This is a genomic window from Klebsiella sp. 2-CIP_Kleb. (assembly GCF_050378715.1).
GTDB classification, from domain to species: Bacteria; Pseudomonadota; Gammaproteobacteria; order Enterobacterales; family Enterobacteriaceae; genus Klebsiella; species Klebsiella quasipneumoniae.
Genome location: NZ_JBNRLG010000007.1, coordinates 130,006 through 150,331 on the forward strand (window position 1 = coordinate 130,006; position 20,326 = coordinate 150,331).

16 protein-coding genes are annotated in these 20,326 nt (G+C 58.6%); 9 read left to right on the forward strand and 7 right to left on the reverse strand.

What is annotated here, in order from left to right; genetic code table 11:
- Nucleotides 1-66: 66 nt before the first annotated feature.
- Nucleotides 67-621, forward strand: a complete 555-nt coding sequence (locus tag ACQUTP_RS20715) for a PadR family transcriptional regulator (RefSeq protein ID WP_285755854.1) — start codon at nt 67-69, stop codon at nt 619-621.
- Nucleotides 622-878: 257 nt separating this feature from the next.
- Complete coding sequence (gene ygjG / locus ACQUTP_RS20720) at nt 879-2,258, forward strand: putrescine aminotransferase (protein WP_025999194.1); 1,380 nt, start codon at nt 879-881, stop codon at nt 2,256-2,258.
- Nucleotides 2,259-2,299: 41 nt separating this feature from the next.
- On the opposite strand, the gene ACQUTP_RS20725 is transcribed toward ygjG, so the two are convergent.
- A complete protein-coding gene (locus ACQUTP_RS20725) occupies nt 2,300-2,632 on the reverse strand; it encodes a tRNA-binding protein (protein WP_048295612.1) in 333 nt (110 codons plus the stop codon).
- A 207-nt stretch (nt 2,633-2,839) separates the two neighbouring features.
- On the opposite strand from ACQUTP_RS20725, the gene ebgR reads away from it, so the two are divergent.
- The 7 genes from ebgR (at nt 2,840) to ygjK (ending at nt 14,430) form a co-directional block, all read left to right on the forward strand.
- Nucleotides 2,840-3,823, forward strand: a complete 984-nt coding sequence (ebgR, locus tag ACQUTP_RS20730) for a transcriptional regulator EbgR (protein WP_009485173.1) — start codon at nt 2,840-2,842, stop codon at nt 3,821-3,823.
- A 436-nt stretch (nt 3,824-4,259) separates the two neighbouring features.
- Entirely contained in the window at nt 4,260-7,352 is a 3,093-nt protein-coding gene (gene ebgA, locus ACQUTP_RS20735) for a beta-galactosidase subunit alpha (protein WP_126065406.1), read from the forward strand.
- The gene (locus tag ACQUTP_RS20740) at nt 7,349-7,798 is read left to right on the forward strand and encodes a beta-galactosidase subunit beta (protein ID WP_048325783.1); all 450 of its coding nucleotides are present in this window, start codon (nt 7,349-7,351) and stop codon (nt 7,796-7,798) included. Before ebgA ends, ACQUTP_RS20740 begins: the two co-directional genes overlap by 4 nt.
- A gap of 94 nt (nt 7,799-7,892) precedes the next feature.
- Nucleotides 7,893-9,326: an amino acid permease gene (locus ACQUTP_RS20745; RefSeq protein ID WP_048325786.1), complete on the forward strand. Its 1,434-nt coding sequence runs from the start codon at nt 7,893-7,895 to the stop codon at nt 9,324-9,326.
- A gap of 229 nt (nt 9,327-9,555) precedes the next feature.
- Nucleotides 9,556-10,989, forward strand: coding sequence for an amino acid permease (locus tag ACQUTP_RS20750; RefSeq protein ID WP_017899717.1), 1,434 nt, complete (start codon nt 9,556-9,558; stop codon nt 10,987-10,989).
- Nucleotides 10,990-11,002: 13 nt separating this feature from the next.
- The gene (ygjJ, locus tag ACQUTP_RS20755) at nt 11,003-12,061 is read left to right on the forward strand and encodes a protein YgjJ (RefSeq protein WP_048295617.1); all 1,059 of its coding nucleotides are present in this window, start codon (nt 11,003-11,005) and stop codon (nt 12,059-12,061) included.
- 17 nt (nt 12,062-12,078) lie between these two features.
- Nucleotides 12,079-14,430, forward strand: a complete 2,352-nt coding sequence (gene ygjK / locus ACQUTP_RS20760) for an alpha-glucosidase (RefSeq protein WP_126065405.1) — start codon at nt 12,079-12,081, stop codon at nt 14,428-14,430.
- A 101-nt stretch (nt 14,431-14,531) separates the two neighbouring features.
- Here ygjK and lsrG read toward each other — a convergent pair whose 3' ends face one another.
- From lsrG to lsrA, 6 genes are read right to left on the reverse strand one after another with little or no spacing between them, the layout of a single operon-like run.
- Nucleotides 14,532-14,828: a (4S)-4-hydroxy-5-phosphonooxypentane-2,3-dione isomerase gene (gene lsrG, locus ACQUTP_RS20765; protein ID WP_004181386.1), complete on the reverse strand. Its 297-nt coding sequence runs from the start codon at nt 14,826-14,828 to the stop codon at nt 14,532-14,534.
- The gene (lsrF, locus tag ACQUTP_RS20770) at nt 14,825-15,712 is read right to left on the reverse strand and encodes a 3-hydroxy-5-phosphonooxypentane-2,4-dione thiolase (RefSeq protein WP_064178191.1); all 888 of its coding nucleotides are present in this window, start codon (nt 15,710-15,712) and stop codon (nt 14,825-14,827) included. Before lsrF ends, lsrG begins: the two co-directional genes overlap by 4 nt.
- A gap of 11 nt (nt 15,713-15,723) precedes the next feature.
- Nucleotides 15,724-16,737 (reverse strand): autoinducer 2 ABC transporter substrate-binding protein LsrB, encoded by a 1,014-nt coding sequence (gene lsrB / locus ACQUTP_RS20775; RefSeq protein ID WP_428902435.1) that lies wholly within the window; start codon nt 16,735-16,737, stop codon nt 15,724-15,726.
- Entirely contained in the window at nt 16,734-17,738 is a 1,005-nt protein-coding gene (lsrD, locus tag ACQUTP_RS20780; protein WP_032456642.1) for an autoinducer 2 ABC transporter permease LsrD, read from the reverse strand. The genes lsrB and lsrD overlap by 4 nt, the downstream gene beginning before the upstream one ends.
- Nucleotides 17,739-18,773: an autoinducer 2 ABC transporter permease LsrC gene (lsrC, locus tag ACQUTP_RS20785; RefSeq protein ID WP_032456643.1), complete on the reverse strand. Its 1,035-nt coding sequence runs from the start codon at nt 18,771-18,773 to the stop codon at nt 17,739-17,741.
- Nucleotides 18,770-20,257: an autoinducer 2 ABC transporter ATP-binding protein LsrA gene (lsrA, locus tag ACQUTP_RS20790; RefSeq protein WP_080847446.1), complete on the reverse strand. Its 1,488-nt coding sequence runs from the start codon at nt 20,255-20,257 to the stop codon at nt 18,770-18,772. Before lsrA ends, lsrC begins: the two co-directional genes overlap by 4 nt.
- Nucleotides 20,258-20,326: the final 69 nt, after the last annotated feature.

Genomic DNA, 20,326 nt, shown 5'->3' on the forward strand with positions numbered 1-20,326 from the left:
ACCAGCATTGCGAACATTCATTTTTTAGATATAAATTAGATATATCAAAAACAGCAGGAGGTAACCATGCGACATCATCATGAAGAGGGGCGTGGGCCACGCGGGCGCCACGGTGATCCCAGCGAACACGGCGACCATGGCCGCCGCGGCGGCGGACGTCGCCAGCGTTTCTTTGGCCACGGCGAACTGCGGCTGATTATTCTGGACATCCTCAGCCGCAGCGCCAGCCACGGCTATGAGCTGATCAAAGAGATCGAAACCCTCACCCAGGGGAACTACAGCCCCAGCCCGGGGGTGATCTACCCGACGCTGGATCTGCTCCAGGACCAGGGCCTTATCAGCGTGGAAGACGACAACGGACGCAAAAAAATCGTCATCAGCGAAGAGGGGAAACAGCTGCACGCGGAGAACCAGGAGCACCTGGCCCATATCCAGGCGCGTTTGCAGGCGCGGATGGTCGGCTGCGAGCTGCGCAGAGATCCGCAGATGAAGCGCGCGCTGGAGAATTTCAAAGCGGTCCTCGACCTGAAAGTGAACCAGCAGACCAGCAGCGCCGCCCAGCTCAAGCAGATCATTGGCATTATCGACCGAGCGGCGATGGAGATCTCCCAGCTAGACTAAGCCTCTTTTCTCACCATCGGTTGCCCCGCGCTGGGGCAGCCCGCACCACGACGGATCGTCCCGCTAAAGTCCACAAGGCAGAAAATCTCGCCAGCTCAGGAATAAAACGTGCCAATAATGGCGCCATGAGATTAAATTTTACACATTTCGTCTTTTACTTTGCATTTATCCCGATTTTCACCGCTTCTGCCGAACTGGCGTAATCCCTGCAATACTTAATCCAGTATCGTGTGATACGTCCGCCCCAGGAGCACATTTTGAACAGGTTACCTTCCAGCGCATCGGCTCTGGCCTGCAGCGCACACGCACTGAATCTCATTGAAAAGCGCACGCTTGACCATGAGGAAATGAAAGCACTTAACCAGGAGGTTAGAGAATACTTTAAAGAGCATGTGAATCCGGGGTTTTTAGAGTATCGAAAATCGGTCACAGCCGGCGGGGATTACGGAGCCGTAGAGTGGCAAGCGGGAGGGTTAAATACGCTTGTCGACACCCAGGGACAGGAGTTTATCGACTGCCTTGGCGGGTTTGGCATATTCAATGTAGGGCACCGTAATCCAGTTGTGGTATCCGCCGTCGAGAATCAACTCGCGAAACAACCGCTTCACAGTCAGGAACTGCTGGACCCGCTACGCGCGATGCTGGCGAAAACCCTGGCGGCCTTAACGCCCGGCAAACTGAAGTACAGCTTCTTCTGCAACAGCGGTACCGAATCGGTAGAGGCGGCCATCAAGCTGGCGAAAGCCTATCAGTCGCCGCGAGGTAAATTCACCTTCATCGCCACCAGCGGCGCCTTCCACGGCAAATCGCTGGGGGCGCTGTCGGCCACCGCCAAGTCGACTTTCCGCAAACCGTTTATGCCGCTGCTGCCGGGCTTCCGCCATGTGCCGTTCGGCGATATCAACGCCATGCGCACCATGCTGAGCGAGTGCAAGAAAACCGGCGACGACGTCGCGGCGGTGATCCTTGAGCCGATTCAGGGCGAAGGGGGAGTGATCCTGCCGCCGACGGGGTATTTGCCGGCGGTGCGCAAACTGTGCGACGAGTTTGGCGCCCTGCTGATCCTCGACGAAGTGCAGACCGGTATGGGCCGCACCGGCAAGATGTTCGCCTGCGAGCATGAGAACGTTCAGCCTGACATCCTGTGTCTGGCGAAAGCGCTCGGCGGCGGCGTGATGCCGATCGGCGCGACGGTGGCGACGGAGGAGGTCTTCTCGGTGCTGTTCGACAACCCGTTCCTGCACACCACCACCTTCGGCGGCAACCCGCTGGCCTGTGCGGCGGCGCTGGCGACCATCAACGTGCTGTTGACGCAAAACCTGCCGGCGCAGGCGGCGCAGAAAGGCGATATGCTGCTGGACGGTTTCCGCCTGCTGGCGCAGGAGTATCCGGACCTGGTAAATGATGTGCGCGGGAAAGGCATGCTGATGGCCATCGAGTTTGTCGATAACGAGATTGGCTACGACTTTGCCAGCGAGATGTTCAGACAGCGGGTGCTGGTCGCCGGGACGTTAAACAACGCCAAGACGATCCGCGTTGAACCGCCGCTGACGCTCACCCTTGAGCAGTGCGAGCAGGTGCTGAAGGCGGCGCGTAAGGCGCTGGCGGCCCTGCGCGTCTCGGTTGCAGAGGCGTAATTCACACACAACCCTCTCCCGGTCGGGAGAGGGTATTTTCGTTATACCACCCGCACGCCTGCCGGCATGACGCGCTCCGGCGTCAACAGCACGCTTTCGCTTTCGTCTTCGGTTTCTGCGCATAACAGCATGCACTCAGAAGTTTCACCACGCATTTTGGCTTTCGCCAGATTACACAGCACCACCACCGTTTTCCCCAGCAGCTCCTCTTCGCTGTAGTAGGGCACCAGGCTGGTGACCGTCTGCAGCGTGCGGCCGCCGACATCAATCCGCGCAATGTACAGTTTGTCAGCATTGTCATGGCGCTTCACCTCGACAATCTTGCCGACGCGCATCTCCAGTTTGGCAAAATCAGCGTAAGCTACGGTATCCATCTCTCACCTCCAGTAAATTTTTACTAAAAGATAGCAAATTTTTGCCGTTCGTCTGCATGCTACTGAGAATAATGCTACTTCTATCACGCTATCGCCGGGGAAAATAGCCCTCCCACGCAGGCGTTTTTTACTGAAATAAGGTGCAGGACGCGACGCTTGCTTTACAATGGATGAGCAAACATGGGCAACGTCCGATAAAGGAAAAAGATGGCAACGCTAAAAGACATTGCGACCGAAGCGGGTGTTTCGCTGGCGACGGTTTCCCGGGTGTTAAACGACGATCCCACCCTGAATGTAAAAGAAGAGACCAAGCATCGTATTCTGGAGATTGCGGAGAAGCTGGAGTATAAAAGCAGCAGCGCGCGTAAAACTCAGGTCCTACCTGTCGGCCATCATCATATCCTGGCGCTGTATAGCTACCAGCAAGAGCTGGAAATTAACGACCCTTACTATCTCGCCATTCGCCACGGTATTGAAACCCAATGCGAAAAGCTCGCCATCGAGCTCACCAACTGCTATCTCAATAACACCCTGCCCGAGCTGAAAAAGGTCACCGGCGTATTGATTATCGGCCAGCCGACGCGCGAGCTGCGCGAGACCGCCAGCGCGCTGACCGACAATATTTGCTTTATTGATTTCCACGAAGCCGGTAGCCCGTACGATGCGGTGGATATCGACCTGGTACGTATCGCTAAAGAGGTGGTCGACTTCTTTATCCAGCAAGGCGCGTCGCGTATTGGATTTATCGGCGGCCAGGACCAGCCCGGCAAGGCCGATATTCGTGAAGTGGCGTTTGTGGAGTACGGCCAGTTGAAGGGCGTGGTTTCAGCCGATGATATCTGGCGCGGCGGTTTTTCCAGCTCGTCCGGTTATGAGCTGGCGAAGCAGATGCTGGCGCAAGCGGAGTTTCCGCGGGCGCTGTTTGTCGCCTCGGACTCCATCGCCATCGGCGTGCTGCGCGCCATTCACGAACGCGGGCTGGCGATCCCGGAAGATATTTCGCTGATTAGCGTCAACGATATCCCCACCGCGCGCTTTACCTTCCCGCCGCTGTCGACGGTGCGGATCCACTCCGAAATGATGGGCAGCCAGGGGGTGAACCTGCTGATCGAGAAGGCCCGCGATGGCCGCGCCCTGCCGCTTAACGTTTTTGTTCCCAGCGTGTTGAAGCTGCGCGGAACCACCCGTTAATCCAACCACATCCCGGCGGCGCTACGCTTAGCCGGGCTACCGGTCCTGGCCGGAACGCCACTCTGTAGGCCGGGTAAGGCGAAACCGCCACCCGGCACAAAGCGGCTTCATCCCCCATCCACTTCCCCGACGGCGCTTCGCCTGGCCGGGCTACCGGTCCTGGCCGGAACGCCACTCTGTAGGCCGGGTAAGGCGAAACCGCCACCCGGCATAAAGCGGCTTCATCCCCCATCCAGTTCCCCGGCGGCGCTTCGCCTGGCCGGGCTACAGGTCCTGGCCGGAACGCCACTCTGTAGGCCGGGTAAGGCGAAGCCGCCACCCGGCATAAAGCGGCTCATTTTGTGATCAAGTTAAAGTAAATCATCCCTGACGATTTTATTTAGTAAAAGTTTTACTAAAATGAGGTTTATCTTATTAAGCCGTTCAGGGAGGCGATATGAATCGCTGGGAAAACCTTCAACTCACTCATGAAAACAGGCTGCCGCCGCGGGCGTATTTCTTCTCTTACGACTCACTGGCCCAGGCGCGGACCTTCGCCCGCGAAACCAGCAGCCGCTTCCTGTCCCTCAGCGGGCAGTGGAACTTTCGCTTTTTCACCAACCCGCTGCTGGTACCGGAGAGCTTTACCTCATGCTATCAGAACGAGTGGGGGCCGATTACCGTACCGGGTATGTGGCAGATGGAGGGCCACGGTCAGCTGCAGTACACCGACGAAGGTTTCCCCTTCCCCATCGACGTACCGTATGTTCCGACCGATAACCCGACCGGCGCCTACCAGCGCCTGTTCACCCTCGGCGACGGCTGGCAGGGCAAACAAACCATCATCAAATTCGATGGCGTCGAAACCTATTTCGAAGTCTACGTTAACGGCCAGTACATCGGCTTTAGCAAAGGCAGCCGCCTGACCGCCGAGTTCGATATTAGCGCGGCGGTGAAAACCGGCGACAACCTGCTGTGCGTGCGCGTGATGCAGTGGGCGGACTCCACCTATATTGAAGATCAGGACATGTGGTGGTCGGCGGGCATTTTCCGCGACGTCTATCTGGTGGGGAAAAATCCGCTGCACGTGCAGGATTTCACCGTGCGCACCGATTTTAACGATGACTACATCGACGCGACCCTCTCCTGCCAACTGACGCTGGAAAACCTGGCTCCGCAGACGGCGGCGGCGACGCTGGAATATACCCTGTTCGACGGCGAAAAGGCGCTTTATTCGGGCAACGTCGGTCAACTGCAGGTCAGTCAGCAGCTGAACACCGGCTTCACGATTGATGTGAGCGCGCCGCAGCAGTGGTCGGCGGAAAGCCCGTATCTCTATCATCTGGTGCTGACGTTAAAGAACGCCGCCGGCGAGGTGCTGGAAATCATCCCGCAGCGCGTCGGTTTCCGCGATATCAAAGTGCGTGACGGCCTGTTCTATATCAATAACCGCTACGTGATGCTGCACGGCGTAAACCGCCACGATAACGATCATCTGAAAGGCCGCGCGGTCGGCATGGATCGCGTGGAAAAAGATCTGCTGCTGATGAAGCAGCACAACATCAACTCGGTGCGCACCGCCCACTACCCGAACGACCCGCGTTTCTATGAAATGTGCGATATCTACGGACTGTTCGTGATGGCGGAAACCGACGTGGAGTCCCACGGTTTCGCCAACGTCGGCAACCTCAGCGCCATCACCGACGACCCGGCCTGGGAACACATCTACGTTGAGCGCATCGTGCGCCACGTGCACGCGCAGAAAAACCATCCGTCGATCGTCATCTGGTCGCTGGGTAACGAATCCGGTTATGGCTGCAACATCCGCGCCATGTACCACGCCACCAAAGCGCTGGATGATACCCGGCTGGTGCACTACGAAGAGGATCGCGACGCCGAGGTGGTGGATATCATCTCCACGATGTATACCCGCGTACCGCTGATGAACGAATTCGGCGAGCACCCACATGAAAAACCACGCATTATTTGCGAATACGCCCATGCGATGGGCAACGGTCCCGGCGGACTAACTGAATATCAGAACGTTTTTTACCAGCACGACTGTATCCAGGGCCACTACGTGTGGGAATGGTGCGATCACGGTATTCAGGCCACCGACGAAAACGGCGCGGTGTGGTACAAATTCGGCGGCGATTATGGCGACTACCCGAACAACTACAACTTCTGCCTCGATGGTCTGATTTTCTCCGACCAGACGCCGGGGCCGGGCCTGCGCGAATACAAACAGGTCATCGCCCCGGTAAAAGTGCAGGCGCGGGATATCTGCCGCGGCGAACTGCGGGTGGAAAACAAACTGTGGTTCTCCACTCTCGATGACTACACCCTGCGCGTTGAAGTGCGCGCCGAAGGCGAAACGCTCTCCAGTCAGCTGCTGAAAGTGAAAGACCTGGCGCCGAATAGCGGCCGCGACCTGCAAATCGCCCTGCCGCAGCTCGACGAGCGTGAAGCTTTCGTCAACATCATCGTGACCAAAGATTCGCGTACCCCGTATAGCGAAGCCAATCACGATATCGCCGTCTATCAGTTCCCGCTTAAAGCGCGAACCGCCGCGCGAACCCCGCTGTTAAACGCCAGCGCCACGCCGCTGCAGATTGTCGATGAACGCCTCAGCTACACCATCTGCGGCCATAACTTCCGCGTGGTGTTCAGTAAGGTCAGCGGCAAACTGAGCGAATGGCAGGTCAACGGCGTCGACCAGGTAACCCGCGAGCCGAAGATCAATTTCTTCAAGCCCATGATTGATAACCATAAACAGGAATACGAAGGACTGTGGCAGCCGGCCCACCTGCAGATAATGCAGGAACATCTGCGCGAATTCAGCGCCGAAATAGAGGGCGAAACGGTGGTGATCACCACCCGCAGCGTAATTGCGCCGCCGGTGTTCGACTTCGGTATGCGTTGTACCTATCGCTGGCAGATTACCCCACAGGGCCACATCAACGTTGAGCTGGCCGGCGAGCGCTACGGCGACTATCCGCACATCGTCCCGTGCATCGGCTTTATGCTGGGCATTAACGGTGAGTTCGACCAGGTGAACTACTATGGCCGCGGACCGGGCGAGAACTACGCCGACAGCCAGCAAAGCAACATCATTGATATCTGGCATACCACCGTCGACGATATGTTTGTCAATTATCCGTTCCCGCAGAACAACGGCAACCGTCAGCACGTGCGCTGGGCATCGTTCAGCGACCGCCACGGCAGCGGTCTGCTGGTCGTACCGCGCAATCCGCTCAATATCAGCGCCTGGCATTATACGGCGGAAAACCTGCACGCCGCCCAGCACTGCAACGAACTACAGCGCAGCGATGACATCACTCTGAATATCGATGCGCAACTGCTCGGCCTCGGCTCCAACTCCTGGGGCAGCGAAGTGCTGGATAGCTGGCGCGTCTGGCTCAACACCTTCAACTATGGCTTTACGCTGCTGCCGCTGGAGGGCGGATGCGGCACCTCGCAGGTACTGGCGAACCATAGCTTCGGCGCCGGTTTCTTTTCCCCCGTTGCACACAGCGAGGCTGAACAATGAGAATTCTCGATAATTTACAACAGTTTAAGCAAGTTTATCATAGCGGCCGCAAATGGCAGCGCTGCGTGGAAGCCATCAATAACATCGACAACATCCGCCCGGGCGTGGCGCATTCCATTGGCGATTCGCTCTCCTATCGAGTGGAAACCGATAGTACGACCGACGCGCTCTTTGTCGGCAACCGCCGCTACTTTGAGGTGCACTATTACCTGCAGGGGCAGCAGAAAATCGAGTTTGCCGCCAAAGAAAATCTGCAAACTGTCGCCTGCTACCGCGACGAAACCGATCGCGAATACCTGAAAGGGATCGGTGAAACGGTGAAGGTTCACGAAGGGCAGATGGTGATTTGCGATATCGACGAAGCCTACCGCTTTATCTGCGATGCGCCGGTAAAAAAAGTGGTGCTGCGAGTCACGGTTGAAGACGGCTACTTCCTCAATAAGTAAACCCGCGTTAAGCGACAAGGGAGGTCAACGGGTACGCCCGTTGGCCTTTCGGTTCCAGCCCGCTGCGGCGGGTAGATGAATGATTGGAGGACGTATGTCCGAATCTGTACGTGCCAAAATCGGCAAGTTCGCGCTGTTATCGATGGCCTTTACCGCCGTCTTTAACGTGCGAAATATCGTCAATAACAACATTGAGTTAGGGCTCAGTTCCGCGCCTATCTTCTTATTCGCCACTATCGTTTACTTTATCCCGTTCGTGTTTATCATCGCCGAATTCGTCTCGGCCAATAAACACTCCGAATCCGGGATGTACGCGTGGCTGAAGCAGCCGCTGGGCACACGCGCCGCCTATCTTGGTTCCTTCCTCTACTGGTTTGTGAACCTGTTCTTTTTCCTCTCGCTGTTGCCGAACGTGGTGGCCTACGCCTCATACGCGATCACCGGTTACGCGATCCCCTTCTCGCCGATGGTGACCTCGCTTATCTCCATCGTGCTGTTCGCCATGGCTACCCATATATCCACCAAAGGGGCGACCTGGCTGGGTAAAATTTCCGAATGCGTGGCCTACGGCGTGTTCGCTTTGTTCGCGATTTACGTCGTCGGCGCGCTGACCGCGCTGGGTTCCGGTCACGTCCCGGCGCAGCCGATTACCCTGGCGGCGATGGAACCGACCATCAACTGGGCGACGCTCGGTATTATGTGCTGGATTTTCCAGGCCGCGGGCGGCGCGGAAACCGTTGCCGCCTACCTCAACGACACCAAGGGCGGGCAGAAATCCTTTATTAAAGTCATCATCACCGCCGGGGTGCTGATTGGCGGTATGTATGCCTTAGGTTCGCTGCTGGTTAACGTCTTTGTCGCCCGAGAGAACCTGACCTATGCCGGCGGAATGGTGGAAATCTTTACCGGTCTCGGCGCCTACTTCCACATTTCTGAAGCGCTGATGGGCCGCTTCGTCGGCATCATTCTGTTTATCGCCATCTTCGGCAGCATGATGATGTGGACCGCCGCGCCGGTCAAAATCCACTTCTCGGAAATCCCGAAAGGTATCTACGGCCAGAAAACCACCGAGTTGAACGCTCACGGCGTGCCGGTACGCGCCGCCTGGTGGCAGTTCCTGTTCGTCTTCCTGATGCTGATAGTTAACGGCTTCGGCTCCGCCAGCGTGCAGCAGATGATGAACACCGCCATTAATCTCACCGCCGGTACAGCCATGCTGCCGCCGCTGTTCATCATGGTCGCCTACTTCGTCTTCCGCTGGAAACACGATGACACGCCGCGCGATTTCCGTATGGGCTCAAGGAAAGTGGGCATGAGCGTGGTATCGATGCTGATAGTGATTTTCGTGGTTAGCATGACTGCTTCGGCCTTCCCGCCAGGCGTCGATCTGGTTAACGCTTTCTTTATCAACGTCTTTATGACCGCGGTCTTCTCCGGCCTGGCGTGGTGGTGGATCACCCGCTTTGAAAAAAAGCAGCAACGTCTGCGCGCCGCGGCGCCGGTTAACGCTGCCGCCGCCGGTAAATAACGTTCCTGTCGTCCCGTCAGCCCCTCATCGGCTGGCGGGATTTTTTTATCCCTCGCCTGATTACGTATTACTCAACCTTTTTCGTGATCGAGTTAAAGCTATTCGGTTTCTTTACTTCTATTTACTAAAAGTTTTACTAAAATCGATATTAATTCTTAACTACCTCTACCCTACAAACAACACAACCCCCTTCAGCGACCCTCTGAAGGACAATGTGTGGAGATGTGTTATGTCTGATACTAAACGTAATACCATCGGCAAGTTCGGCCTGTTATCGCTGACCTTTGCCGCCGTTTACAGTTTCAATAACGTCATCAACAACAATATCGAACTGGGGCTGGCGTCGGCGCCGATGTTCTTCCTCGCTACCCTGTTCTACTTCATTCCGTTTTGCCTGATTATCGCCGAGTTCGTGTCGCTGAATAAAAACTCCGAGGCCGGGGTTTACGCCTGGGTGAAGAGTTCGCTCGGCGGCCGTTGGGCGTTTATCACCGCCTATACCTACTGGTTCGTAAACCTGTTTTTCTTCACCTCGCTGCTGCCGCGCGTGATCGCCTATGCCTCTTACGCCTTCCTCGGCTACGAATACATTCTGACGCCGTTCGCCACTACTGTGTTGAGCATGGCGCTGTTCGCTTTCTCCACCTGGATCTCCACCAACGGCGCGAAAATGCTGGGGCCTATCACCTCCGTCACCTCATCGCTGATGCTGCTGCTGACGCTCTCTTATATTCTGCTGGCCGGTTCCGCACTGGTGGGCGGCGTGCAGCCAGCGGATCCGATCACCGTCGAAGCGATGATCCCTAACTTCAACTGGGCGTTCCTCGGTATTACCACGTGGATCTTTATGGCGGCGGGCGGCGCGGAATCGGTGGCGGTGTACGTCAACGATGTGAAAGGCGGCTCGAAATCCTTCGTTAAAGTGATCATCCTCGCCGGGATCTTCATCGGCGTGCTGTACTCGATCTCCTCCGTGCTGATCAACGTCTTCGTCAGCAGCAAAGAGCTGAAGTTTACCGGCGGATCGGTGCAGGTGTTCCACGGCCTGGCGGCTTACTTTGGCCTGCCGGAAATGCTGATGAACCGCTTCGTCGGCCTCGTTTCGTTTACCGCGATGTTTGGCTCGCTACTGATGTGGACCGCCACTCCGGTTAAAATTTTCTTCTCGGAAATTCCCTCCGGCATCTTTGGTAAAAAAACCGTCGAGCTCAATGAGAACGGTGTCCCGGCGCGCGCGGCCTGGATCCAGTATCTGATCGTTATTCCACTGATGATCATCCCGACGCTGGGATCCAACACCGTGCAGGATCTGATGAACACCATCATCAACATGACCGCCGCCGCTTCCATGCTGCCGCCGCTGTTCATCATGCTGGCCTACCTCAACCTACGCCGCAAGCTCGACCATCTGCCGCGCGATTTCCGCATGGGCTCGCGTACCACCGGCATCGTGGTGGTATCCATGCTAATTGTGATTTTCGCCATCGGTTTCGTCGCCTCAACCTTCCCAACCGGCGGCAACATCCTGACCATTATTTTCTACAACGTTGGCGGGATCGTGATTTTCCTTGGCTTCGCGTGGTGGAAATACAGCAGATACGTCAAAGGATTAACCCAGGAACAACAACAAATAGAAGCGGCTCCGGCTTCCCATACCTCTTAAATACCTTAAAAAAATGAAAACTAACTCTTACTTATACGGGGCACTCGTTGCCCTGGCTTTTTGCGCCCCTGCGGCGGCCGCTGAGACCGTCCATCCGGCCGAGCACGACGATACCAAAACGCCGGAATTAACCACCACCTCCTATCGCTTTTACGGCGAGTTGGGGGTTGGCGGATACATGGATTTAGAAGGCGAGGACAAACATAGATACAGCGATGGCACCTATATCGAGGGCGGGCTGGAGGTCAAAAACGGCCACTGGTTCGGGCTGATTTACGGCGAAGCCTGGACGGTACAGGCCGATAGCCAGGGCAATGCCTGGACGCCCGGCCACAGCTGGGGCGGCGTGGAAGGCGGCCTTAACCGCCTCTATGGCGGCTATAAAACCGATAACAACACCGAGATCATGCTCAGCCTGCGCCAGGATTCGTCGCTGGACGACCTGCAGTGGTGGGGCGACTTTACCCCCGATCTGGGTTATGTGATCCCCAATACCCGCGACATCATGTACGCGCTGAAGGTACAAAACCGCAGCGGCGATTTCCGCTATAGCGTCACCGCCACGCCGGCCGGTCATCACGATGAAAGCAAGGCCTGGCTGCACTTCGGCAAATATGATCGCTATGACGATAAGTACACCTACCCGGCAATGGTCAACGGCTACGTTCAGTACGACATCGTCAAAGACGTCACCTGGATGAACGGCCTTGAAGTGACCGACGGCACCGGACAGCTATTCCTGACCGGCGTTCTGTCGCCCAATCTGGCCTTCCGCGCCTGGCACCATACCGGCCGCGCCAAAGGGCTGGATGTTCCAGGCAGCGAAACCGGCTTTATGGCCAGCGCCATGTATGAAGCATTAAGCGGGCTCTACTTCTCCACCGCATACAGCTACGCCAAACACCGCCCGGACCACGCCGCTGATGAAACCACCGCGTTTATGCAATTTGGCATCTGGTACGAATACGGCGGCGGGCGTTTCGCCACCGCCGCCGACAGCCGTTTCTATACCAGCAACGCCAGCGGCGACCCGAGCGACAAAATTTTCCTGATGCAATACTTCTACTGGTAACAAGGAGCCGAGATACCATGAACCTCACCACTACGCTGACGCCGCTGGCCTGCGCGCTGATGCTGAGTTTTTCCGCCCACGCCGTCACCGCGCAGGCGTTTAAAAACGTCATCGACCGCAGCGGCGCGCCGCAGTATATGCAGGATTTCGACGCCGATGACCACCAGCGCTTCAACCCCTTCTTCGACCTCGGGGCGTGGCACGGCCACCTGCTGCCCGACGGCCCGGCGACCATGGGCGGCTTCCCCGGCCCGGCGCTGCTGACCGAAGAGTACATCAACTTTATGGCCACCAACTTCGATCGCCTGACGGTGTATCAGAACGGCAAAAAGGTCGATTTCACCCTGCAGGCCTGGAGCCTGCCCGGCGCGCTGAAACAAACGCTGACCGCCCCCGGCGTGAAGGTGGAGATGACGTTGCGCTTCGCCAGCGCCCACACTTCACTGCTGGAGACCAAAATCACCAGCAACACTCCGCTGAAGCTGGTGTGGGATGGCGAACTGCTGGAAAAACTGGCCGCCAAAGAGGGTAAAGCGCTATCGGTCAAAACCATTGATGAAGCTTTCCCGGGCTATCAGCGCCGCCTGAGCGCCACGCCCGACGGCCTGACGGTCAGCTTTGGCAAAGTTCGCGCCGCCTCTGACCTGATGACTTCCGGTGAATCGCAGTATCAGATCCATCGTTCGCTGGTAACCGAGACCCGTATCGACGGTCATCGCTTTACCAGCAGCGCGGAGATCCGCGGCTCCACCATCCTGTACACTACCTATTCGCACCTACTTACCGCGGAGCAAGCGCGCCAGGAAAAAGCGCAAATCCGCGATATTCTGGCGCGCCCGGCGTATTATCTCGCCGCCTCCGAACAGCGCTGGGACGGCTATCTGCAAAAAGGGCTCATTAATCCGGACGCCACCGCCGAACAGACTCGCGTAGCGGTGAAAGCCATTGAGACGCTCAACGGCAACTGGCGCGCGCCGGGCGGCGCGGTGCTTTACCACACCGTCACCCCATCCGTGACCGGCCGCTGGTTCTCCGGCAACCAGACCTGGCCGTGGGATACCTGGAAGCAAGCCTACGCCATGGCCCACTTCAACCCGGATATCGCCAAAGAGAATATCCGCGCCGTCTTCTCCTGGCAGATTAAAGCCAATGATAAGGTGCGTCCGCAGGATGCCGGATTTGTGCCCGATCTGATTGCCTGGAACCTGAGCCCCGAGCGCGGCGGCGACGGCGGCAACTGGAACGAACGCAACACCAAGCCAAGCCTCGCGGCCTGGTCGGTGATGGAGGTGTATAACGTCACCAAAGATAAAGCGTGGCTGGAAGAGATGTATCCGAAGCTGGTGGCCTATCACGACTGGTGGCTGCGCAATCGCGACCATAACGGTAACGGCGTGCCGGAATATGGCGCGACCCGCGATAAGGCGCACAACACCGCCGACGGCGCCATGCTGTTCACGGTGAAAAAAGGGCAAACCGAGCAGACGCTTTCCGGCCTCAGCGCCTACGAGCAGGTGACGGCCAAAGGCGATTACGACAGCCTCGAAATCCCGGCGCAGGTAGCGGCATCGTGGGAATCCGGGCGAGACGATGCGGCGGTATTTGGTTTTATCGATAAAGAACAGCTGGATAAATATGTCGCCAACGGCGGCAAACGCAGCGACTGGACGGTCAAATTCGCCGAAAACCGCGACCGCGACGGCAACCTGCTGGGGTATTCGCTGCTTCAGGAGTCGGTCGATCAGGCCAGCTATATGTACAGCGATAACCACTATCTGGCGCAGATGGCGACCGTTCTTGGCAAAGCGGAAGAGGCAAAGCGCTATCAGGCGCTGGCGGCGAAGCTGGCGGATTATATCAATACCTGCATGTTTGACCCGCAGACCCGCTTCTATTACGACATTCGTATCGAGGAACAACCGCTAGCCAACGGCTGCGCCGGTAAACCGATCGTCGAGCGCGGCAAAGGGCCGGAAGGCTGGTCGCCGCTGTTTAACGGCGCGGCGACGCAGCAACATGCTGACGATGTGATTTCGGTGATGCTCGACCCGAAAGAGTTCAACACCTTTGTGCCGCTGGGCACCGCCGCACTGACCAACCCGGCCTTTGGCGCTGATATTTACTGGCGTGGACGGGTGTGGGTGGATCAGTTCTGGTTCGGCCTGAAGGGAATGGAGCGCTACGGTCATCGCGATGAGGCGCTGAAGCTGGCGGACGCCTTCTTCCAGCACGCCAAAGGCTTAACCGCCGATGGCCCGATTCAGGAGAACTACAATCCGCTGACCGGCGCCCAGCAGGGGGCGCCCAACTTCTCGTGGAGCGCGGCGCATTTATATATGTTGTATAACGAGTTTTTCCGTAAGCCGTAGCGTTTTCCCCTCACCCTACCCCTCTCCCACAGGGAGAGGGAACCGTTCGAAGCCGCTTTTCTCCCTCTCCCCTCGGGAGAGGGTCGGGGTGAGGGCTCGTCTCACACCTGCGGCAGCAGGCCGATAAAGCTGCGCTTCTGCCGCGGCTGCGACATCATCTCTTCCAGCTTTTCGACGCAGGCTAAATAGTGCGGGGTCTTCTTATGCGCCAGCACCGCCTCATCGTCTTTATAGGCTTCGTAGATAAAAAAGCGGGTCTTCACCTCCGGGTCCTGCAGGACATCAAAGCGCAGGTTGCCCGGCTCCCGCAGCGCCCCTTCGTGGTTGGCGCGGAACACCTCGAGAAACTCATCCACCCGCTCGGGTTTGATATTGATCTCCACCAGCGTCACATTCATTTCCGCTCTCCCTGTTTCTCTTCCTGCCAGAACTGGTACGCTTCACGCGCGTTCAGATTCTCATGCACCACCTTTTTCACCGCCTTCAGCATCGCGCGCGGGGCGCTGGACTGGAAGATATTGCGCCCCATATCCACCCCGGACGCCCCCTGGTCGATCGCCCGCCAGCACATCTCCAGCGCCTCATGCTCCGGCAGCTTTTTCCCCCCGGCGATGACGATCGGCACCGGGCAGCTGGCGGTCACTTTTTCAAAGCCTTCCTCAACGAAATAGGTCTTCACAAACTGCGCCCCCATTTCGGCGGCAATCCGGCTGGCCAGCGAGAAGTAGCGGGCGTCGCGGGCCATCTCTTTGCCGACGCCAGTGACCGCCAGGACCGGCATACCGTAGCGGTTGCCGGCGTCCACCAGTTTGATGATGTTATTGATCGACTGATGTTCGTATTCGCTGCCGATATAGACCTGCGCCGCCACCGCGCAAACGTTGAGACGCAGGGCGTCCTCCATCGCCACCGCCACGCATTCGTTGGAGAGTTCGCTTAAAATCGAGTTACCGCCGGAGGCGCGCAGCACCACCGGTTTATTGGTCGCCGCCGGTACCTGGCTGCGCAAAACGCCGCGGGTGCACATCAGCACGTCGGTCTCCTCAAACAGCGGCGCAATCGACAGGTCGATACGCTCCAGCCCGGTGGTTGGCCCCTGGAAGTAACCGTGGTCGAAGGCCAGCATGACCGTGCGGTTGCTGTGCGGATTAAAAATGCGCGCCAGCCGCGACTGCATGCCCCAGTCCAGCGAGCCGCAGCCTTTCAGGGTGTACAGCGTGTTCTGCTGCGGGCGGTCGAGGCCGAAGTCCTTGCCCTCTTTGATATCATCTAAATCAGCCATCTCATCCTCCGTCAGAAGTCGTAGTTATTGATGTTCTCTTTGCTGAACACCACGCGCTCCGGCAGCAACACGATACCGTTGCCCTTCGCCTCATACTGGTAGCCCTGCACGCTGTTCGGTTCGACCTTCAGCGAGCCGATATCTTTCACCTCAACGCTATCCCCGACGTTAAGATCGCCCTTTTTCAGTAATCGATCGGCGACGTTAACCGCAATTTTGCCCTGCTGAACCACATCCCACAGACCAAAGGCTTTCACCGTGCCGCGCTCCACGTAGGGGCGCATCACATTGGGTGTACTAAAGCCGACGATCGCCACGCCCTGACGCTTGAGGTTCTCCGCCGCCTGCGCCGCCGCCGGCAGGGCATTGGCATCCGGCGCGATAATGGCGTCGAGATCCGGATACGCTTTTAAGATCCCCTCGGCAGTTTGCAGCGATTTGGTGGCATCGTTATAGCCAAACTGGGTGGTGACGATTTGCCACTGCAGATGTTCTTTTTCGATTTTGGCTTTGGCTTCCTTCACCCACTGGTTCTGGTCGGTCACCGTCGGGCTGGAGTAGAAAAACGCCACTTTGGCAGCGGGCTTCGTCACCTGCTTTTCCGCCATCTCCACCAGCAGGCCGCCGAGCTGCTGCGGCGTGCCCTGATTGATATAGATGCTGCGGCACTCCGGCTTGGTATCGGAATCCCAGGTCAGGACTTTCACCCCGCGCTGCATCGCCCGCTTCAGCGCCGGACACAGGCCGTCCGGTGAGACGGCTGAGACGATAATCGCGTTGTAGCCCTGGTTGACGAAGTTGTTGATAAGCTGCACCTGGCCGGAGACGCTGGGCTCGGTTGGGCCGTCATAGGTGACATCCACGCCCAGCGCTTTCCCCGCCTCTTTCGCGCCGTTGCCGCCGCTGGTAAAGAAGCCGACGCCGACCAGCTTAGGAATAAAGGCGATACGGTCCGCCGCTTGCGCGGTTGCCACGCTCATCGCCAGCGCCAGCGTGCTGACCTGCAGGATACGTTTTGTTTTCATTGTTGTGCTCCGATTGTTTTACGCGAGAAAAGACGCCGCCAGGTCGTGTGCACCCATTCACGGTGCAGGCTCAGCGAACGCCCCATCACCACCACAACCAACAGCGCCCCTGACAGCGCGCTCGACACCTGGTTGGGGATGCCGACCATCTGTAAACCCTGTTGCAGATACCCCACCAGCAATGCCGCCAGCGCGGTACCCAGTATCGATCCCGAGCCGCCGTAAATATTGGCCCCACCGAGCACCGCCGCGGTCAGCGCCGGCATCAGCAGGTCACGGCCTAAATCCGAACGCGCCGAGCCGAAATAGGAGACCATCACCAGCGCCGCGACCGCCGAGGCAATACCGACCAGGCCATACAGCACATACGGGATGCCGTTCACCGACAGCGCCGCATAGCGCGCGGCGCGCGGGTTTTGCCCGAGTAAAAAGAGGTGGCGGCCAAAGCGCCCGCGATGGGCCAGCAGCCAGAAGAGAAAGGTGATACCCGCGAACAGCACCAGCGGCAGCGGCAGCCCGCCCAGGGTTAAATTGGCGAAGGCGGTGAAGCTGTCGGGAAAGCCGCCGATCCCCTCATAACCGGTGGCGCCGGCCATGCCGGAAAGCAGCAGCGCGCCGCCGCCGTACAGATACAGCGTCCCGAGGGTGATCACCAGCGGGCTGATGCCGGTGTAGTGGATCAGCGCGGCGTTGATTAGCCCGCACAGCAGCCCCAGCAGCAACGTCAGCGACACCGCCAGCCACAGCGGCCAGCCCGCCTGGGTCATCACCCCGAGGGCGATGGCGCACAGTCCGATGGTCGAGCCCAGCGAAATATCGATCCCGCCGCTGATAATCACCAGCGTCAGCGGCAGCGCGACGATGCCGATGCAGATAAAGTCGCTGGTGCTAAAGAGCAGCATATTGAGATCCAGCATGCGCGGATTCAGCGCGCCGAACAGCAGGATTTCCACGACTAATAACGCCAGCAGCGCGCTTTCCCAGTTAAGCTTCAGCTTCATTTAAGCCACCTCTTTGCTTTTGCGTTCGGGAAAGCGGGCAACCTGTTTGCCCCCTTTGTTGCCGGGCTGGAAACGACCGTACTTCAGCGCCCGCTGATGGCGGGCCAGCGCCTGGCGCAGGCGGCCATCAAGCACCAGCACCCCGAGCAGCACCAGGCCGGCGATAAAGTCATTCCACCAGGCAGGAAGGCGGAACAGCACCAGCACGGTGTCGATTTGGGTGAGGAAAAAGGCGCCGAGAAACGCGCCGAGCAGCGTACCGGTGCCGCCGAGCAGCGATATTCCGCCCAGCACGCAGGCGGCGATGGCTTTCATCTCCAGGCCGCTGCCGGTCTGATTGGGGACAAAGCCAATCTGCGCGGCGAAGACGATCCCGGCGCAGGCCGCCAGCATACCGTTGAGGGTAAAAGCCAGCATCCGTGTGCGATTAACCGCCACGCCCAGCTGGCGGGCAGCGGCGAGGTTATCGCCAACGGCATAGAAATCACGTCCAGAGGCGGTGCGCGACAGCAGCCAGCCGCCCACCAGCAGCAGCGCCAGCACCAGCCAGCCCAGCGGCGAGACGCCGATAAACGCGGGCTCCGAAAGCGATTTCAGGCTGTCGGGCAAGCCTTCGATCCATTTCCCTCCGGTCCACAGCAGCATCACCCCGCGATACAACCCCAGCGTGCCGAGCGTCGCGACGATCGCCGGAATGCGCAGCCCCACCACCAGCAGGCCGTTAAAAGCCCCGGCCAGCGCGCCTATCGCCAGCGCGAAGGCGATCGCCGTCGCCAGCCCGTAGCCGTTGTTCAGCGCTACCCCAACGGCGATGGCGCTCAGGCCAACGGTGGAGCCCACCGACACGTCGATATTGCGGGTCAGCATCACCAGCGTCGCCCCCAGCGCCAGCAGGCACAGGATTTGTGAGCTGGCGAAAATCATCGCCAGCGTCTGCAGGCTGAAATAGGCCGGATTGAGCGCCACCAGCACGGCAAACAGCGCCACGATGGCAAAAAAGGCGCTCAGTTCGCGATTCTTGAATAACGTTTTCATGCCAGCCCTCCGAAGGCCAGGGTCATCATGCGATCGACGGTCACCGCCTGCCGCGCCAGCTCGCCGCTGTGGCGGCCCTGATGCATCACCAGCACCCGGTCGGCCAGACCGACGAACTCCTCCACATCGGAAGAGATCATCAGCACCGCCACATTTTGCGCGGCGACGCTTTTCAGCAGCTGATAGATATCGGCGCGGGCGGAGACATCCACGCCGCGCGTCGGCTCATCGACAATCAGCAGCAACGGATTAGCTTCCAGACAGCGCGCCAGCAGCACCTTCTGCTGGTTGCCGCCGGAGAGAGTGCGTACCGGCTGGTCGCCATCGGCCAGCTTGATCCCCAGCGCCCGGTGATAGCGCTCGACCACCGCCGCCTCCCGTTTCCCCTGCTGCCACCACGACGGCTGATTGAACATCACCGTGTTCCAGCGCACCGGCGCATCGAGAAACAGCCCGGAGACCTGGCGGTCTTCCGGCAGATAGACCAGCCCGCTGGCCAACCTGGCGCGGGTGCTCTCCTGACTAATCTCGCGGTTCTCCAGCCAGATCCTCCCGGCGCGCGGCGGACGCAGGCCGTATAAGGTTTCGGCAAATTCGGTGCGCCCGGATCCCACCAGCCCGGCAAGGCCGACGATCTCCCCGGCGCGGATCTCCAGACTGAGATCGATAAAACCTTCGCCAGTGAGATCCTCCACCCGCAGCACGGGAAAATCCTGCGCCTGGGTACGGCGGTTGCCCGGTAGCGCCAGCCACAGCTTTTGCGTGTCGCTCAGCGCATGGTCGCGGCTGGCCGGCGTCATGGCGCTGATAAGCTGTTGGTCGCCGTAGCCCGCCGTTTCGCCACTGAGCACCACTGCCCCGTCGCGCATCACCGACACATGGCTGGCCAGCTGGCGGATTTCCGGCAGTTTGTGCGAGATAAAGACGATCCCAACGTCCAGCGCCTGTAACGCGCGGATCTGGCTAAACAGTCTCTCGGTTTCACCCGGCGTTAAAGAGGCGGTGGGTTCATCCAGGATCAGGATCCGCGCCTCGCGCATCAGGCCGCGCAGGATCTCGACCATCTGTTGATCGGCCACTTCCAACGTGCTGGCGCTGGCATCGAGGTTGATCTGGCAGTTCAGCTGCTGCAGTTTTTCCTGCAGCCGCGCGTTGGTATCCGCCCGCTTCGGCAGACGAAAGAGAATGTTCTCGCGCACGCTGAGGTTGGGAAACAGCATTGGCTCCTGCGGCACCAGATAGATGCCCAGCTGGTGGGCCAGCGCCGGGTTAAGGCGCGCAAACGCGCGTTCGCCGATCGTCAGTTCACCGCTATCCGGGGTTTCGACGCCGGCGATGATCTTCATCAGCGTCGATTTACCCGCGCCGTTGCCGCCCATCAGCGCATGCACCTGGCCCGCGCATAGCGTAAAGTCGATGCCCTTCAGCACGGCAACGCCGGAGAACTGTTTGCGGATCTGGCGAGCTTCAAGCAGTGGCTTCATCGTCGCGCCTCGTTTGAACAAATGATTTTTAAATTTAATAATGTTCAAAAGCGTAGACGGTGAACTATA

Excerpts from the sequence above, each read along its gene's own strand:
- ACQUTP_RS20715 (WP_285755854.1), top strand. The coding sequence starts at position 67 with ATGCGACATCATCATGAAGAGGGGCGTGGGCCACGCGGGCGCCACGGT.
- ACQUTP_RS20725 (WP_048295612.1), bottom strand. The coding sequence starts at position 2,632 with ATGGATACCGTAGCTTACGCTGATTTTGCCAAACTGGAGATGCGCGTC.
- ebgR (WP_009485173.1), top strand. The coding sequence starts at position 2,840 with ATGGCAACGCTAAAAGACATTGCGACCGAAGCGGGTGTTTCGCTGGCG.
- ebgA (WP_126065406.1), top strand. The coding sequence starts at position 4,260 with ATGAATCGCTGGGAAAACCTTCAACTCACTCATGAAAACAGGCTGCCG.
- ACQUTP_RS20740 (WP_048325783.1), top strand. The coding sequence starts at position 7,349 with ATGAGAATTCTCGATAATTTACAACAGTTTAAGCAAGTTTATCATAGC.
- ACQUTP_RS20745 (WP_048325786.1), top strand. The coding sequence starts at position 7,893 with ATGTCCGAATCTGTACGTGCCAAAATCGGCAAGTTCGCGCTGTTATCG.
- ACQUTP_RS20750 (WP_017899717.1), top strand. The coding sequence starts at position 9,556 with ATGTCTGATACTAAACGTAATACCATCGGCAAGTTCGGCCTGTTATCG.
- ygjJ (WP_048295617.1), top strand. The coding sequence starts at position 11,003 with ATGAAAACTAACTCTTACTTATACGGGGCACTCGTTGCCCTGGCTTTT.
- ygjK (WP_126065405.1), top strand. The coding sequence starts at position 12,079 with ATGAACCTCACCACTACGCTGACGCCGCTGGCCTGCGCGCTGATGCTG.
- lsrG (WP_004181386.1), bottom strand. The coding sequence starts at position 14,828 with ATGAATGTGACGCTGGTGGAGATCAATATCAAACCCGAGCGGGTGGAT.
- lsrF (WP_064178191.1), bottom strand. The coding sequence starts at position 15,712 with ATGGCTGATTTAGATGATATCAAAGAGGGCAAGGACTTCGGCCTCGAC.
- lsrB (WP_428902435.1), bottom strand. The coding sequence starts at position 16,737 with ATGAAAACAAAACGTATCCTGCAGGTCAGCACGCTGGCGCTGGCGATG.
- lsrD (WP_032456642.1), bottom strand. The coding sequence starts at position 17,738 with ATGAAGCTGAAGCTTAACTGGGAAAGCGCGCTGCTGGCGTTATTAGTC.
- lsrC (WP_032456643.1), bottom strand. The coding sequence starts at position 18,773 with ATGAAAACGTTATTCAAGAATCGCGAACTGAGCGCCTTTTTTGCCATC.
- lsrA (WP_080847446.1), bottom strand. The coding sequence starts at position 20,257 with ATGAAGCCACTGCTTGAAGCTCGCCAGATCCGCAAACAGTTCTCCGGC.